Here is a 16,417-nt window from a genome sequence, read left to right as displayed (position 1 = left end):
CGATAATCAAAGAGCGAATTTACGGTAGTTGACCTATTAATGCTTTTAAAAACTGCATTAATGTGCTCCCGGACTACGCTGAATAAGCCGGCGGAGCAGATACCGGCACGAGTTACGTATATTGGCACAATTTTTACACCTCCTGATTCTGGTAAAAACAGTTGTCCCTTTCGAACCGATGAAACACATAAACATTCTGATCCTCACACTATTCAGTTGTACAATCAGCTGGGCTACTTACGCGCAAAACACCGCCAATATCACACTCACAGCGGCCAAGCAGGCACCTGTGACCGTTACGCTGGTGCTCGAAGATGTACATTTTCACCCCAATCTGGGCACGGGCCTTGCCGACGCGAAGCTCGACGCCGTGGCCTCGGTGAACTTTGCCGATAAAACCACCGAAAAAACGGTCATTCAGCTTAATGAGCCCAAAATGATGCGCCTGCAATACAGCGGCAACGGCGTGAACAGGACCTGGATGCTTTTCCTCCAACCCGGCGACGACCTGACGATCAATTTCGCCGACAAGGCCGACGTGACTTTCGCAGGCAAGAATGCCGGTTATCAAACGTTTTTGAAAAACTACTTTCTGGAAAACCAATACCAGTACCTGCCGGTTTTTGGTTACAAACCTTCGCAAATCGATAACAAAAGCGTCGTACAGCAAAGCGACAGCCTCAAAAAAGTACGGCTGGACGCATTTGAGAAATTCAAAATGGCGAATCCCGTCGTACCTGCATTCGAAGCATACGTACTGGCTACCACCGCTACGGAGCCATCGCTGACCCGCCAGCTCATTCAGGAGAAAATCATGCGCCGCAACCGCGTGGCGAAACTCGACGCTGCACAACGGAAAGAACTTGAAGATTTTACATTGACCGACTTCAAAATCCAGCCCGACGACGCTTTACTCAGCCAGGCCTACCGCGACGAACTCCGCTACTGGGCGCTCATCCCATCGACCCGTAAATACCCGCTCGAATCGGAAACGCGCTATGAAATCAGCCCGGATGCATTGAAGGACGTGTACGCATTTAGCAAGGAAAAGCTGGCCGGTTATCCGAAACAGAAAGAATACCTGGCTACTTACTGGCTCAACTACGCGGCTACGGCCATCCCGGACATCGAAACTGCTAAAACACTGTTGGCAGATTACAAAGCCACATTTCCACAATCGCCTTACACCGAGTACATTTCCAAGCTGATCCAGACGAAAGAATCGCTCCAACCCGGCGCGGCCATTCCGGACATTAGCTTACTGAACACCGACAGCACGGCCGTAACAATATCCTCATTGCAAGGCAAACCGGTTTTGATGGTTTTCTCATTCAGCATCGGCCAGCACGAGCCGGGATTAAAGGTTTTGGAAGATAAATATGCCGATAAAGTGACGTTCGCTTACATTTCTGTTGCCACAGGCATCCCGCTTTCCACCTGGAAGCAATATGTAAAGGCACGTCCTACCGCGAAGCATTTGTGGGCTTCGGATGAAAACATTGAGGTTTTGAAAGAGAAATATGGTATTGATATCCGGTACCCGTTCCTGGTGATCGACGGTGCGGGTAAAATCGTGAATCGCTGGATCCCGCAGGAGTTTCCGAACAACAAAACCCTGGAAGCTGAATTACAGAAAGTCGCAAAATAATGGCGAAGCTGCGCTGAACACGCTGGCGCGAAGTTGAACTTCGTGCCTACTATTCGCAGGCCTCCGGCCGGTCATAAATGCAACATCGTGCAAAAGTCGGCCGGAGGAAATATCGTACAAAAGTCGGCCGGAGGCCTCCATATAGCGTATGCGAAGCAGGAGCTTCGCACTATACTGTGATCCTGATCGAGTGTATCGGCTCCTCGTACTGGTACGAGATCCGCAGGTCGCAATTATCACAAATCTGCTTCACAATCGCCAGCCCGAGCCCCAGCGATTCCGCGCCAGTCGATTCCTTCTTGAACCGCTCAAACAGCCGCTCCGGCTCGCTTTTTAACGGATTGCCGGTATTACTCACTTGCACATAGTCGGCGCCGGATTCCAGCCGCAGCTCTCCGCCGGTGTAATTGTGCCGGATTGCATTGTTGATCAGGTTCGTAAGCAGAATATCCGCCAATGCAGGCGACATGACTTTCCTGAAACTTCCCGTCGACTGCAATGAAACGCGGATCTCCTTATGCTGTAAAATATCTTCGAAATCTTTCAGCTTGTTCAATGCTAACTCGGAAAGATCCAGGCTCTCCTGTTCGGTAAATTGCTGGTTTTCAATTTTGGCCAACAATAATAGTCCCTGATTAAGCCGCGACATCCGCCGCGCGGCATGGTAAATCTCTTCGATCCAGTAGGTATGGTTTTCGCCCAAATCCTTTGACTGGATAAACTGCTCCACCCGCGCATTGATGAGCGCCAGCGGCGTCTGGATTTCATGGGAAGCATTTTCGGTAAATTCGCGAAGGCTCCGGTAATCGTGCTGCATTTTCGACGCCATCTTCTCCATCACATCACCCAGCTCGTTGAACTCGGTGATTTCACTTCGGACCGTTTCCAGCGGCTTGTTTTTCGTCCAGTCGAAGTCCTTGATTTTGGCTAGTGAATCATAAAACGGCTTCCAAAGCTTGCCGGATAAAACGCGGTGAAAAAGGAAGGTACTTACCAAAAGCAGCCCCAAAAATGCGATCATCGCCGCCGAAATGGCTTCGATCAGCTTGTAGGACTCGATCATCGACTTCCTGATCGCGACGCGGTAGGGCGAGCCGCCGATTAAGGTATAGAATGTAAGCTGACGGAACGGATCGGCCGTTTCGTCATAGCGGTTGCTGATGAGCGTGTCCGTAAATGCGACTTTATTATCGAACCTGCCGAACACCGGTACCACTTCAATTTTGTTCTCGACAAAGTAGGAATTGTTGCTCCACGTGTCGTTGCTTCGGACATAGGCCTCGAAATCCTGCTTTTCGACCATCAGCCGGCTCTCCACTTCGTCGTAGATCATGAATTTGATAATCCAGAAAAAGGCTATCCCCACCGCCGCATAAATCAGCAGCGAGGCGAGCAGGTAAATGCGGCTGGCTTTTTCGAGCAGTTTCAAGGTGCGGTGAATTTGTATCCTATTCCGTAAATCGATTGAATGTAATCTTTTCCTCCCTTTTCAACGATCTTGCGGCGAAGGTTTTTAATATGGGAATACACCATATCCAGCGAATCGGCCGAGTCCATATTGTCGCCCCAGAGGTGCTCGGCGATGGATTCCTTGGTTAATGCAACATCAATATTAGACAGGAAATAGAGCAGTAAATCGTATTCTTTCTTGGACAATGTAGTTTCGACATCTTTAATAAAAACCTTCCTCGCAGGCAGGTTCACGCGGATATCCTTCCAGGTCATATCGTTATTCCCCCCGAAATTCCTGCGGCGGATCAGCGACTTTACCCGCGCATTCAGCTCCGAAAGATGGAATGGCTTGGTCATGTAATCGTCCGAACCTATCTCCAAACCTTTCAGCTTGTCTTCCAACGTATTACGCGCCGAAATAATGATAATACCCGTTGCAGCGGCGATCTTTTTCAATGTCTGAATAATGTCGAAACCATTGCCGTCGGGCAGCGTCAGGTCCACGATCGTGCAATCGTATTGGTAGAGGCTGATTTTTTCATCGGCCTGCCAGAATGTGTTGGCTACCTCACAAATGAACCCTTCACGGGAAAGGTAATCGGTGATACTTTCTGCAAGCCCTTTTTCGTCCTCGACAACTAAAATTTTCATTCCTCTTTCAAAAGATACTTTACAAAAATACACCCTGAAGTTGGAAACATTTAGGAAGGATAATCGGGTAATAAACAGCCCCTTGCACGGTCCTGCTTCCCAAATGTTTCCAGAATTGAGCTCTAATTTCGGCTAAAAATATCTTTAACCCGAATTATGAAGCACTCCCAGTATCATTCGATTTCCCGCTTTTTTCCGCCGGGAAACACGCATTCGCCGGCACACCGGATCTTCAAAATCAAAAACAGATGGCTTGCTTTCCTTTTCGTCGCCTTCGCATGTGTACAGGCCAGCGCCCAGCACATCAAACTGCACGAAGCATTGGAACAGGCCAAGGGCAATTTCCCCTTTCTGAAAGCCAAACAGGCCGAAATTCACAGCGCCGAAAGCCGCATTAAATCCGTCAAAACCGATTACCTGCCCGCATTCATCGTGCAGGACCAATATACCTATGCCACCAGCAACAGCGTGGCGGGCGCATTCCTGCCCAATGAGGGTAGCGCATTGTCGCCCTCCGGTGGGATCCGCCCCGAAAACATTTATACGGCCACATTCGGGAGTTTCACCACAGCGATGGTCGATTGGAAGGTTTTCAATTTTGGAAAAGTAAATGCCAACGTCAATGCTGCCAAAGCCGACCTCGCCCGCACCCAGGCCGATTATGAGAACGAACTTTTTCAGCATCAGGTCAAAATCATCGATGCCTATTTGCTGCTTCTGATCAATCAGAAACTGGTAGATGCCCAGCGTCAGAACCTGGAACGGGCGGCGGTTTTCAAACGCGTTACCGACGCCGCCGTGATTTCCGGCATGCGCCCGGGCGTGGATAGCTCACTGGCCGCCGCCGAATATGCCAAAGCACAATTGCTGCTGCTGGAAAGCCAGCGGTCGGAAAAGGCGCAGCGTCTCCGGTTTTCGGAATTGACCGGCGAACTGCACGATAGCATTCAGGTGGATACGATGGGTTTTTACGCCCAACTGCCCACAGCTTCCCCTGAAATCGCTTCATTCCTCAAAAACCCGGCATTAAGGTTTTCACAAGCGCAAATTGATGCCTCGATAGCACGCAGCCTGGCCGTAAAACGTTCCTACTTGCCGTCCGTTTCGCTCGTGGGTGCCGGTTGGGGGCGCGGTTCGGGTGTTTCAAATAAAGACGATTCCTTCCGTACCGACTTTGGCAGCGGCGTGAAATACCAGGTTTACAACTACCTCGTGGGCGTTTCCACACGCTGGAACCTGACCAACATTTTCAAAGTCAGAAACGACTACCACGCCGAGCAATTCCAGGCCGAGCGTTTCAAATCGTTGTACCAAACCCAGCAGCTGCAACTCGACCGCCAAACGCGCGAGTCCGAGATCCAGTTTCAGCTCTCGCTCGCGCAGGCACGCCTCACACCCGTGCAGCTTGCAGCGGCGCGGACGGCATTCAACCAGGCCGAAGCACGCTACCAGAGCGGCCTCACAGACCTTTTCACATTGGCACAAAGTGTGAATGCATTGAACCGCGCCGAGGTCGACAAGTTTGTCACCAACGGCAATGCATGGCGCTCGCTTCTGCTGAAAGCCGCCGCCGCAGGCGATCTCGACATTTTCCTGAGCCAGATAAACCAATAACATTATGTATCAACTCATCAGAACTGCCCTCCGACAGCCCATTTCCATTGTGGTGGTCGTGATCGGCATCCTATTCTTCTCGATTCTGTCGATACGGAGCATTCCCGTCGACATATTCCCCAACCTCGATTTGCCGACCATTTACGTGGTACAACCCTACGGCGGTATGGCCCCCGACCAAATGGATGGCTTCATCGCCACCCGCTACCAGGACCACTTCCTGTATGTGTCGGGTATTCGTGATGTGGACGTGAAAACGATCCAGGGACTGTCATTGATCAAACTCTCGTTTTATCCAGGTACCGATATGGCGCAGGCGGCTGCGGAGGTCGCCAACAACGTCTCCCGCGCGAAGGCCTACATGCCCGAGGGTACCGTGCCTCCGCAGGTGGTCCGCTTCGACGCCAGCTCGGTGCCGATCGGCCAGATGGTATTCGAAAGCGCCTCGCGCTCGCTGAACGAGATCCAGGACTTCGCTTCTTCCCGCGTTCGGCCCATGTTCAGCCGCATTGAGGGGGTTTCCAGCCCGCCGCCATTTGGTGGTAACCAGCGCACGATCGTCGTCCGTGTGGATCCCGAGCGCATTAGAAGTTACCATTTGACACCCGAAGAGGTAATCAAATCCATTATTGCCAATAACCAGCCTTCACCGGCCGGTAATATCCGCATGGGCGACAAAACGCTGATGACGCCCGTCAACTCACTCATTAAGAAACCCGAGGACTTCCTGAATATTCCTATCCGCGTAGGAGCCGGACCGACCGTATTTATCCGTGATGTGGGTGTGGTGGAAGATGGCGCCGACGTTACCGTGAGTTACGCGCTGATCAATGGCCGCCGGGCGGTTTATATTCCGGTTGTTAAAAAATCCGACGCCTCTACACTGGACGTGGTGAACAATATCCGCGCTGCATTGCCTCAGCTGCGCAATGCCGTGCCCGAAGACGTGAAGATCTCCTATGAATTCGACCAATCGGTGTATGTGACCAACTCTTTGAAAAGCCTTATCACCGAGGGGATTCTCGGTGCTTTGTTGACGGGCTTAATGGTATTGCTCTTCCTGAGAGACTGGCGCAGTGTGATTATTGTAATTGTGACTATTCCTATTTCCATTCTCTCGGCAGTAATATTGATGAATTTGTTTGGTCAAACAATCAATATCATGACATTGAGCGGGCTGGCGCTGGCGATTGGCGTACTCGTAGACCAGGCGACTGTGACCATCGAAAACATTCACCAGCACCAGGAAATGGGTAAACCGAAGGAACAGGCCATTTGGGATGCCTGTAAGGAAATCGCATTCCCCGAGTTCCTGATTTTGCTCGCGATCCTGGCTGTTTTTGCGCCGTCGTTTGTAATGAGTGGTATTCCAAGATCGATGTTTTTGCCACTCTCGCTCGCCGTGGGTTTTGCAATGATCGCTTCGTTTTTGCTTTCGCAAACATTGGTACCCGTACTTTCGAATTGGCTTTTGAAAGACCATCCGCACCACGAAGCACCGACATTGGCACTGGATAGCCAGGAAATAGACGACGTGATCGAAGAGGGCGCTCACCCATCACTGCCGCCTACCGGTTTTGAGAAATTTAAATTAAAATACCTGAATGTACTCGGCGGCATTATGGTTAAACGCCTCATTGTGCCGGTATACCTCGTCGGCAGCATTGCATTGATCGTCGGCGGGTTCTTCCTCATCGGTACCGACATCCTGCCGAAGGCGAACAGCCACCAGTTCCAGATGCGGATGCGAGTGCCCGATGGCACACGCGTGGAGCGCACGGAGGAGGCTACATTAAAGGTTTTGAATCTGATTAAATCGGAAGTAGGGAAAGAAAATGTTGAAATATCCTCTGCGTATGTGGGTACCGTCCCTTCCAGCTATGGTACTTCCAATATTTTCGTGTTTAACAGCGGTCCGCATGAGGCGGTTTTGCAGGTTTCTTTGAAAGAAGAGTTTCCCGTGAGAATGGATGCTTTGAAGGAAAAGCTGCGGGCCAGAATTGCGAAAGAGATTCCAAATCTGGCTATTTCATTCGAACCGATTGAATTGGTGGATAAAATCATGAGCCAGGGTGCATCGACGCCGATCGAGGTGAGTGTGGCTGCGAAAGATGTGGAAGAAGCCGGAAGGTTCGCCCGTAAAATCCAGAAGGAAATGCAGCAGATCGCCTTCCTCCGCGACGTGCAGATCGCCCAGCCATTGCAGTACCCGATACTCGACGTAAAAATCGACCGCGAGCGTGCCGGACAGTTGGGCATTACTTCCACGCAGGTAGCACGTTCGATGGTGGCTGCTACGTCTTCCAGCCGTTTTACCGACAAAAACCTCTGGCTCGACGATGCCAAGGGGCTTGCCTACCAGGTACAGGTGCAGATTCCGGAATACCAGATGACCTCCGTGGAAGACATTGGTACAATTCCATTGAAAACCGGCGTGAGCAACCCGCTGCTCGCCGATGTGGCCACTTTCTCCGAAAAAACAGCACCGGGGGAATACGACCGTGCCGGCCCGAACCGACTCGTAACCGTTACGGCAAACATTCACAAAAAAGACCTGGGTGCAGCCACTACCGCTGTTCAAAAAGCAATCAAGAATGCGGGTGAACCGCCACGCGGAGTAATCGTGGAATTGAAAGGACAAACCGAACTGCTCACCGAAACACTGAGCAGCTTGCAAACCGGTCTGTTGATTGCTGTCGTGATCATGTTCCTTTTGCTGGCGGCTACTTACCAGTCGTTCAAACTCTCGCTAGTGGTACTTTCGACCATCCCTGCGGTAGTTGTGGGCTCTATCGGCCTGCTCCTGCTCACCGGTGCGACGCTCAACCTGCAATCCTATATGGGACTGATTATGTCCGTGGGGGTATCTGTTGCGAATGCGATTTTGATGGTGACCAATGCCGAAAACCTCCGCCTGAAATTGCAGGATGCCCACAAAGCCGTGACGCTCGCAGCCGGCAGTCGGATCCGCCCGATCCTGATGACGAGTATCGCGATGATCGCCGGGATGATCCCGATGGCATCCGGCCTTGGCGAAGGCGGTGACCAGATCGCTCCGCTCGGGCAAGCGGTAATCGGCGGGCTGATCGCCTCTACATTGGCCTCACTGCTGATCTTGCCGGCCGTGTTCACATTGGTTCAGCGCAAGGCGTCCGTCAACTCGGTGTCCCTCGACCCCGAAGATCCTGAAAGCAATTTCTTCCGTAAAAAACTCCAAACATCCGTTTCCATGAACACCCTGAAATCCATTCTGATACTGATCACCGTCGCAGCCGGTATGAGCGCGTGCAGCAGCACCGCAGAGACGAGCGAAAGCCACGAAGCGAAAACCGCGCCGGCAGAAAACGCCGCCAAAGAACCGGCTGCTGTGGAACTGGCCTATGTCAAAAGCATGAAACCGGCCAAGCAGATCGCATTGCCCGGCGAATTGAAGCCCTGGAACAAGGTTAGCATCCATCCGAAGGTGAAGGGGTTCGTCAAAACAGTGAATGTCGACCGTGGGACTTTTGTCAGAAAAGGTCAGGTATTGTCAGTACTGGAAGCACCGGAGGTAATCTCGGAGCTGAGCCAGGCCAAGGCGCAGCTGATTGCTGCGGAAGCCGCATTGCAGCAAACCACCACGCGCTATCAGGCCAGTGCATTAACGTACAGCCGCCTCCAAAAAACCAACCGCACCGAGGGCGCTGTATCGCTCAATGAGCTCGACCTTGCCAAAGCCCGTGCCGCAGCCGATAGCTCTGCTATGGCCGTAGCGAAAGGCAATGTACAAGCCGCGAGGTCATTCATGGAAACGAAGGCAGAGCTTTCGCGCTACCTGACTGTGACTGCGCCATTCGACGGCATTATTACCGAGCGGAATATCAGCCCGGGAGCATTGGTAGGTCCCGGTGAGGGCGGCGCGAAGCCGTTATTTATATTAGAAGACAATACCAAGCTACGTCTGACACTCGCAATCCCCGAAAACATGTCGAGCGCCATCCCGAACAAGGGCGAAGTAAGTTTCACGGTTTCGGCCAGTCCCGAAAAGGTTTACAAGGCTGTTTACGCCCGCAGTTCACGCACACTATCGGAAGAGAACCGCTCTATGATGACCGAATTCGACGTCAACAACCGCTCCAACGAACTGAAAGCCGGCATGTACGCACAAGTGCAGCTGAACACCGAGCGCACCGGCAATACGCTTTTCGTTCCCACGACCGCGGTCGTCAATTCCAGCGAGCAAGTATTTGTGATCCGCGACAAAGGTAAAAAAGCCGAATGGGTACCCGTAAAACGCGGCATCGTAGTCGATACGCTGGTAGAAGTATTCGGCGATCTGCACGATGGCGATGCGATTGTGAAGAAAGCCTCGGAAGAGTATCGTAACGGGCAGGATTTGTAAATTGCCTGATATATCGTAACAAAAAATGCCGGACGTAAGCCCGGCATTTTTTACCATATCACTTTCAAAATTATTTCCGACTGTAAGTATCCAGCGTTGCTTGCGGGAACGAACGGAGGATGTCGGCCATCGTGTTTTTGATCATCGTATTCTGATCTTCTTTCTTCGTTGGCGCCTTCACTTTGCCGGAAGCCCAGCCTTGCCATACCATTCGCTCGGTGGCTTTCTGGTAGATGTTCAGGATGAAGCGGCTTTCCTGATAGTTGTAGGTAGAAATATTGTTACCTCCACCATACCACCACATATATGGCGAATACATATTGTTGGAACGTACTTGCTGACGGTCTTTTACATCCGTCATAAACCGTACGATAATCTCAGGATTCTGCTGATCCAGCTTGTAGCCTTTGGCTTCCATTACCTCCACCACGGCATCGCCCAACCGGCGCCTGTTCAATTCACTACCCAGCAACGGGTCCTGCTCGATATTATGCTCGGCCTCTACTTTGAAGGTCTTGAATTGTTTCAGGTTCACTGAGGAGTCGTAATCGTAACTCACTTGAAGGGCATTGCTGCATGCCATCATGAATACACCCGCCACAACCGCCATACCAGCGGATTTTATCAACTTCACTATGGTTTTCATCGTGCTTTGGAACGTTTGGTTATTGTTATGCTATTCTGACAGTTTCAGAGGGTAAATGGTTTAAATACCTGTGAAACATCTATTAAACTTATAAACAAATAAAATTGATATATCGATCGGTAAAATATACAAACAAAAACGCGCCCGGATTTTGCCGGACGCGATGTACTGGGAATATATAAGGGACCACGAACTTTAATGACCTATCCTAGACGTGTTTATAGTCAGGATGTTTGTAAGGAGCCCGGTAGGCGCGGGCCAACAACGCATTCGCTTCTCTATCTCCCACAATTTCGCGTTTTATTGGGTCATAAACAATCGAACGGCCCGTTTTCATCGAAAGATTTGCCAAAATGCAACTTGCGGTCGAAATATGCCCTTCCTCGATGTCGGCAACCGGTCGGCCATTGTTCTCGATGGCCGCCAGGAAGTCGAGCATGTGCAGGCGTGTCGCGGGTGCCGCGTTCAGCTCGATCTTGTCCTCTTTGAGGTCTTCGGGATATTTCTCCTTTTCATACACAACATCTTTGTGAATCTTCTCGCCCTTGCCTTGCGGAATGAAATCGTAGGCCATGGTACTTGCCCAAAGCGTTCCTTTTTCACCGTAGAGCGTAAATGACCACGGATAATCGGGATTGTTCGGCGTGCCCCAGGTGCGGTGCTGCCATACGCAGTTCAAACCGTCATACTCAAAAATCGCCGATTGTGTGTCGGATATATTAGACTTACCCTCTTTCTGTACATAAATACCACCTGTCGACGTGATTTTTTTCGGCCATCCCAGTTTCAGCATCCAGCGTACCGTGTCGAACATATGCACGCACATATCGCCGGTAATACCATTGCCATATTCCATGAATGTCCTCCACCAGCGCACGTGTGGCGAGCCGTCGTAAGGGCGCAGCGGCGCGGGGCCTGTCCATTTTTCGTAGTCGAGGTAATCGGGCACAGCCTCCACCGGCGGGTTACCGTTGGCGCGCATATGATAGTAGCAGCACATTTCCACATGCGAAATCTTGCCCAGCAAGTCTGCGTCGACGATATTCTTCTTGGCATCGATCAAATGCGGCGTGCTTTTGCGCTGCGTTCCTACCTGTACTACTTTTTTATATTTACGCGCAGCGGCTACCATCGCTTCCCCTTCCATTACATCCACGCTGATCGGCTTCTGCACATACACATGCGCACCGGCTTTCACGGCATCGATCATCTGCAATGCATGCCAATGGTCGGGCGACCCGATCAGCACGATGTCCATTTCATTTTCGGCGAGCATTTTCTGGTAGTCGCCGTACAACTTCGGCGTCTTGCCCGATTTCTGCCGCTGGCTCACCAATTTACCCGCTTCGTTCAATTGGTTTTTATCCACATCGCAAAGCGCGATCACTTCCACCGGCGCAACCTGAATCAATCTGAATAGATCACTTTTACCATACCAACCCGTGCCAATTAACCCTACACGCCATGTTTTGGCGGGGTTGATCAGGTCCATTCCCTGTGCTCCGAAAGTGGAAAGTGCCAATGCAGCCGTGGCCCCGTGGAGGAAACTACGGCGGTTGATATTGAAAGTGTTCATTCGTGATTTTGATTGGTTTTAGGACAACTGGCAAATGCCATACGCCGGTAAAAGGGCGGGTAGCGTGGCGTTTTACTTTTAAGGGGAGATTATTTTACATTTGCCGCAACTACAATCACTCAACTTCCTGCATTCGATATGGTACCCGTTATCTCCCGATTGTATGGATTTGGAATTTTATCCTTTTTACGCCGACGATGATCGGCTGTATTTCGATTTTTTGAGTGTTAGCCCGGAGAGGACAATCCGGAAGGCGGTAATTTTTACTCCCCTATCTGCACACGAAGTTTTCAACCTGGCACTTGTTGATGTGCGTCCGGATGGAAGTATTTGCGACAAGACAATCAGTAACAATGGTGATCTTGAAAAAGTTATGGCAACCGTTTTTCAATGCGTCGCCCAATTTTTCGAATCGTACCCATGGGCTGATATCTATTTGCAGGCCAATACCCCGGCCAGAAATCGACTATATCGGATCATCATTTCAAAAGAACTTTCAAGAATCAAAAAGTATTATGAAATTTATGGTACGATTGATTCAGTGACAGAGACATTTGAGCCGGGAAAAGAATATCATCATTATATCATAAAATCAATAAGCATATGAAAGCTAGGGAAATGACTATCAAAGAAAGCAGGCAAAAATTGTTCGCAGATCCAAAATTTCAGGCTTTTCTCAAGGTCAAGATTGACGCCGCGGAGAAATTCCTTGCAACTGCTGATTTGAGTGCAATCAAGGCACGGGAGAGTTGAGCAGCTATTTCAAAAAACGCTCAACGTTCCCCTTATCCACCAACTGAAAAGGAATCAGCACCTCCTTCTCAAACGCCTCTTTCTTAGCCGCTTTAACCGCCGTTTCAATCGCCTTTCCGCCCTGCTCTTTTGCATTCTGGAAAACGGTGGCATCCAACGTCCCTTTTCTCACGGCCTGCAATGCATCAGGAATAGCGTCTACACTTACGACGAGCACCTTACCTTTCAAACCCGCAGCTTCCAGTGCTTTCACGGCGCCCATTCCCATTTCGTCATTCTGGGCGAAAATGGCGTTGATTTTGTCGCCGTAGGATTGGATCCAGTTTTCGGTGAGGGACATTCCTTTAGCGCGGTCCCATTCGCCGGTTTGTTCGGCAAGCAGTTTGAGGCCTGGGTTGGCTTTCAGGATTTCCTTGGCGCCATTGTCGCGCCGGATCTGCGCGGCCTGACCCATGAAGCCATGCATCATCAGCACATTACCTTTACCGCCGAGCTTTTCGGCAATGTATTTCATCGCAATGCGTGCCGATTCGGTATCGTCCGAGCCCACAAATGCAGTCGGTTTTGCGGAGGTTTCAGAATTGACATTAATGATAGGAATCTTCGCGTCCATCGCCAGTTTGACGGCCGGAGAGCTCGCCTCCACCTCGCAGGGGTTCATGATAATAGCATCCACGCCTTGCCCAATAAAGCTTTCGACCTGCTCTACCTGCTTCAATGCGGAGCGCTCTGCGTCCACGGTGATCAGTTCCACGCCCATTTCCCTGGCTTTCGCTTCCATGGCGTCGCTCACATTCACAATAAACTCATTTTGCATACTCAACATCGTAGCCCCGATCACCAGCTTGTCGCCGCCGCCTTCGCCGGATTCTTTGTTGGACGATTGATTACAGCCCGCGAGTAAAGCGGTAGCGATAAGGGTAGCAAAAATTGCGTTACGTTTCATAAAGCTGTCGGCATTCGGCTGTCGGCCGTCGAAATATGTTTCAGTATATTAAAATCCCTCCCTTTCTTCCATCCTCCCTTTCCTCCATCTTCCCTTTCCTCCCCTAGTCAATCCTTCTTCCCAACTCCATCCAATACCACAGCCCCGATAATGATTACACCCATCACCACCTGCTGATAATAGGAAGTCACATTCAGCAAATCGAGGCTGTTGCTGATCACGCCGATCAGCAATGCGCCGATCAACGTTCCCGTCATGGTTCCGGTGCCGCCAGAGGTGCTCGTACCGCCGATAATTGCGGCGGCGATCGCATCCAGCTCGAAACCCGCTCCGGCATTGGGCTGGCCGGTGGTAATGCGCGACGTGAGCAGGATACCTCCCAATGCAGAAAGTAATCCGCAAATGGTATATACCCACATTTTTACACGACTCACACGTATACCCGACGCACGCGCAGCAGGCTCATTCCCCCCCACCGCGTACATATAGCGCCCAAGAATAGTTTTATTCAAAACCACTGAGCAAACCGCGAATGCAATCAGCAAAATGACGATAGGAAATGGGATACCGGCAATATTTCCTCCGCCGATGAAATTGAACTCGTCCGAGAGATTTGAGACTGGCCTTCCTTTACTGAGGATCAATGCCAATCCGCGACCGATAGTCATCGTTCCCAATGTGACAATGAATGGCGGTACTTTGCTTTGGGTAATCACCAAACCATTGAACGCACCCATAGCCGAACCCGCTCCCAGACCTACCAACAATGGCACTATCAACGGATAGGTGTCAGGATGCGCAAAACTCGCAGCCGCCACGCCTGTTACCGCCACCATTGAGCCTAACGAAAGGTCGATACCGCCGGTGATGATCACAAAAGTGACGCCAAATGCCAGCAATGCATTAATCGACACCTGATTACCAATAATCAGCAGGTTAGAGACCGTAAAGAACTTCGGCGTACTCAATGCCAGCACGAGACATATCAATGCAAATGCGAGAAAGATGCCGTACTGGGCTAGTTTGGAGAATTTGTTCATATTTTAAGACTTCGGCAGTCGGCTTTCGGCAGTCGAGCTTTTTGGTTCATGTATTAAATTGCACATTCATCTTCGGCCGACAGCCGACAGCCGACAGCCGACAGCCGACAGCCGACAGCCGACAGCCGACAGCCATCACGCCACCGCATACCGCATTATCAGTTCCTGCGTCGCTTCGGCTTTTGACAGCAGCGCGGTTTGTTTGCCTTTGGACAGTACCAGTATCCGGTCGCTGAGGCCCAGGATTTCCGGCAGTTCCGATGATATCATGATGATCGCCATGCCCTGGTCGGCCAGGCTGCGGATCAGTTTGTATATTTCAAATTTCGCCCCGACGTCCACGCCCCGCGTAGGTTCGTCGAGGATGATGATTTCGGGTGAAGCGAGCAGCACTTTGCCGATGACGACCTTTTGCTGGTTTCCCCCGCTCAAATATGTCACATGCTGACCGGTACCCGCCGTTTTGATCTTCAAATCGGCGATCATTTTTTCGGTAACCGATTGCTCGCTGTGTGTGTTGATCAAACCGCCTTTGCGGTGATTGTTCATGCTCGAAAGCGTGATATTATCCTTGACCGACATTCTCGGAATAAACCCAAGCCCTTTCCTATCCTCGCTCACATACCCGATACCGCGGTCGATCGCCTCGCGTGGCGTACGCGCACGAAGCGGTGATTGTTTGATACTAATCTCCCCCTCATCCCACGGGTCCAGCCCGAATATGGCTCTGGCGATTTCTGTTCTTCCGGCGCCCATCAGCCCCGCTAATCCCAGTATCTCGCCGGATTTTACATTAAAACTGATATTGGAAAACTTGCCTGCCCTACCCAGGTTTTTCACCGAAAGTAATTCCTGCCCAAAAACTTGCGTCGCCTCCGGGAACATCTGATCGATTTCCCGCCCGACCATCATGGCAATCAATGCGTTCTGGTCCAGCTCGGCGGCACTTTTGGTACCGATGTATTTCCCGTCGCGGAGCACGGTAATGGTGTCCGAAACCTGGAATATTTCATCCATTTTGTGGGAAATGTAGATGATGCTCACGCCCTGTGCTTTCAAGTCGCGTATGATCTGGAACAATGTGCCCACCTCTTTGTCTGAAATGGCCGAAGTCGGCTCGTCCATGATGATCACCTTCGCATTGTTAGAAATAGCCTTCGCAATCTCGACCATTTGCATCTGCGCCACGCTGAGGTGTTTCATTTTCGCCTTTGGAGCGATATTAACCCCCATTTTGTCCAGCAATGCAGCCGCCTGCCGGTTGATTTCGCTGTCGTTCAGCCAACCGGATAGCAATCCGTTTTTCCCCGAAACCTCCCTTTCCCTTCCCAGGAATATATTCTGCGCCACAGTCAGCTCGGGAATGATGAGGATTTCCTGGTGAATCATCGAAATGCCTTTTTTCAAGGTATCATTTACGTTGCTGCCGATCAGGTTCTCGCCTTCAAGCAGAACTTCCCCGGAATCCGGTGCTACAAGCCCGATCAGGATTTTCATGAAGGTCGATTTTCCAGCCCCATTCTCACCCATTAAGGCATGCACTTCACCTTTTTTCAGGTCAAAATGGATATTGTCCAGCGCTTTGACACCGGAGAACGACTTCGAAATTTCCTTAACCCTGAGAATGTAATCGGACATAGCGGTATCGAAACTGAGGCTTTAACCTCACCCACAGTGCGGGATCCGGTTAAAGCCTCAGATTATGAATGC

The 16,417-nt window shown here is 50.9% G+C and carries 12 protein-coding genes; 5 read left to right on the top strand and 7 right to left on the bottom strand.

Features of this window, described 5'->3' with window-relative positions; translation table 11 throughout:
- Positions 1–178 precede the first annotated feature (178 nt).
- A complete protein-coding gene (locus J2Y43_RS26225; protein WP_309989967.1) occupies positions 179–1,648 on the top strand; it encodes a thioredoxin-like domain-containing protein in 1,470 nt (489 codons plus the stop codon).
- Between the two features lie 169 nt (positions 1,649–1,817).
- Here J2Y43_RS26225 and J2Y43_RS26220 read toward each other — a convergent pair whose 3' ends face one another.
- Both J2Y43_RS26220 and J2Y43_RS26215 read right to left on the bottom strand, forming a co-directional pair.
- Positions 1,818–3,077 (bottom strand): HAMP domain-containing sensor histidine kinase, encoded by a 1,260-nt coding sequence (locus J2Y43_RS26220; RefSeq protein WP_309989970.1) that lies wholly within the window; start codon positions 3,075–3,077, stop codon positions 1,818–1,820.
- Positions 3,074–3,751 carry a response regulator transcription factor gene (locus J2Y43_RS26215; RefSeq protein ID WP_309989972.1) on the bottom strand — a complete coding sequence of 226 codons (678 nt, stop codon included), beginning with the start codon at positions 3,749–3,751 and terminating at the stop codon, positions 3,074–3,076. Before J2Y43_RS26215 ends, J2Y43_RS26220 begins: the two co-directional genes overlap by 4 nt.
- A gap of 156 nt (positions 3,752–3,907) precedes the next feature.
- Between J2Y43_RS26215 and J2Y43_RS26210 the strand changes: the two genes are divergently transcribed.
- Positions 3,908–5,365, top strand: a complete 1,458-nt coding sequence (locus J2Y43_RS26210) for a TolC family protein (protein WP_309989976.1) — start codon at positions 3,908–3,910, stop codon at positions 5,363–5,365.
- Positions 5,366–5,369: 4 nt separating this feature from the next.
- Positions 5,370–9,746 carry an efflux RND transporter permease subunit gene (locus J2Y43_RS26205; protein ID WP_309989978.1) on the top strand — a complete coding sequence of 1,459 codons (4,377 nt, stop codon included), beginning with the start codon at positions 5,370–5,372 and terminating at the stop codon, positions 9,744–9,746.
- Positions 9,747–9,816: 70 nt separating this feature from the next.
- Here the strand turns inward: J2Y43_RS26205 and J2Y43_RS26200 are convergent, their stop codons facing one another.
- A complete protein-coding gene (locus J2Y43_RS26200) occupies positions 9,817–10,392 on the bottom strand; it encodes a DUF4136 domain-containing protein (RefSeq protein ID WP_223399956.1) in 576 nt (191 codons plus the stop codon).
- A gap of 208 nt (positions 10,393–10,600) precedes the next feature.
- Positions 10,601–11,968 carry a Gfo/Idh/MocA family oxidoreductase gene (locus J2Y43_RS26195; RefSeq protein ID WP_309989981.1) on the bottom strand — a complete coding sequence of 456 codons (1,368 nt, stop codon included), beginning with the start codon at positions 11,966–11,968 and terminating at the stop codon, positions 10,601–10,603.
- 163 nt (positions 11,969–12,131) lie between these two features.
- Here J2Y43_RS26195 and J2Y43_RS26190 point away from each other — a divergent pair, with 163 nt between their 5' ends.
- On the top strand, positions 12,132–12,575 hold the full coding sequence (locus J2Y43_RS26190) for a DUF6934 family protein (RefSeq protein WP_309989986.1): 444 nt from the start codon (positions 12,132–12,134) through the stop codon (positions 12,573–12,575).
- Positions 12,572–12,721 carry a hypothetical protein gene (locus tag J2Y43_RS26185; RefSeq protein ID WP_309989989.1) on the top strand — a complete coding sequence of 50 codons (150 nt, stop codon included), beginning with the start codon at positions 12,572–12,574 and terminating at the stop codon, positions 12,719–12,721. Before J2Y43_RS26190 ends, J2Y43_RS26185 begins: the two co-directional genes overlap by 4 nt.
- A gap of 4 nt (positions 12,722–12,725) precedes the next feature.
- On the opposite strand, the gene J2Y43_RS26180 is transcribed toward J2Y43_RS26185, so the two are convergent.
- The 3 genes from J2Y43_RS26180 to J2Y43_RS26170 form a co-directional block, all read right to left on the bottom strand.
- Positions 12,726–13,667 (bottom strand): sugar ABC transporter substrate-binding protein, encoded by a 942-nt coding sequence (locus J2Y43_RS26180; protein WP_309989993.1) that lies wholly within the window; start codon positions 13,665–13,667, stop codon positions 12,726–12,728.
- A 107-nt stretch (positions 13,668–13,774) separates the two neighbouring features.
- Entirely contained in the window at positions 13,775–14,707 is a 933-nt protein-coding gene (locus J2Y43_RS26175; RefSeq protein WP_309989996.1) for an ABC transporter permease, read from the bottom strand.
- Positions 14,708–14,842: 135 nt separating this feature from the next.
- Positions 14,843–16,345, bottom strand: coding sequence for a sugar ABC transporter ATP-binding protein (locus J2Y43_RS26170; RefSeq protein WP_309990000.1), 1,503 nt, complete (start codon positions 16,343–16,345; stop codon positions 14,843–14,845).
- Positions 16,346–16,417 lie beyond the last annotated feature (72 nt).

The sequence above is a fragment of the Dyadobacter sp. BE31 genome, from assembly GCF_031457695.1.
In the GTDB taxonomy this organism is placed as follows: domain Bacteria; phylum Bacteroidota; class Bacteroidia; order Cytophagales; family Spirosomataceae; genus Dyadobacter.
This window is presented reverse-complemented; position numbering and strand designations above follow the sequence as displayed.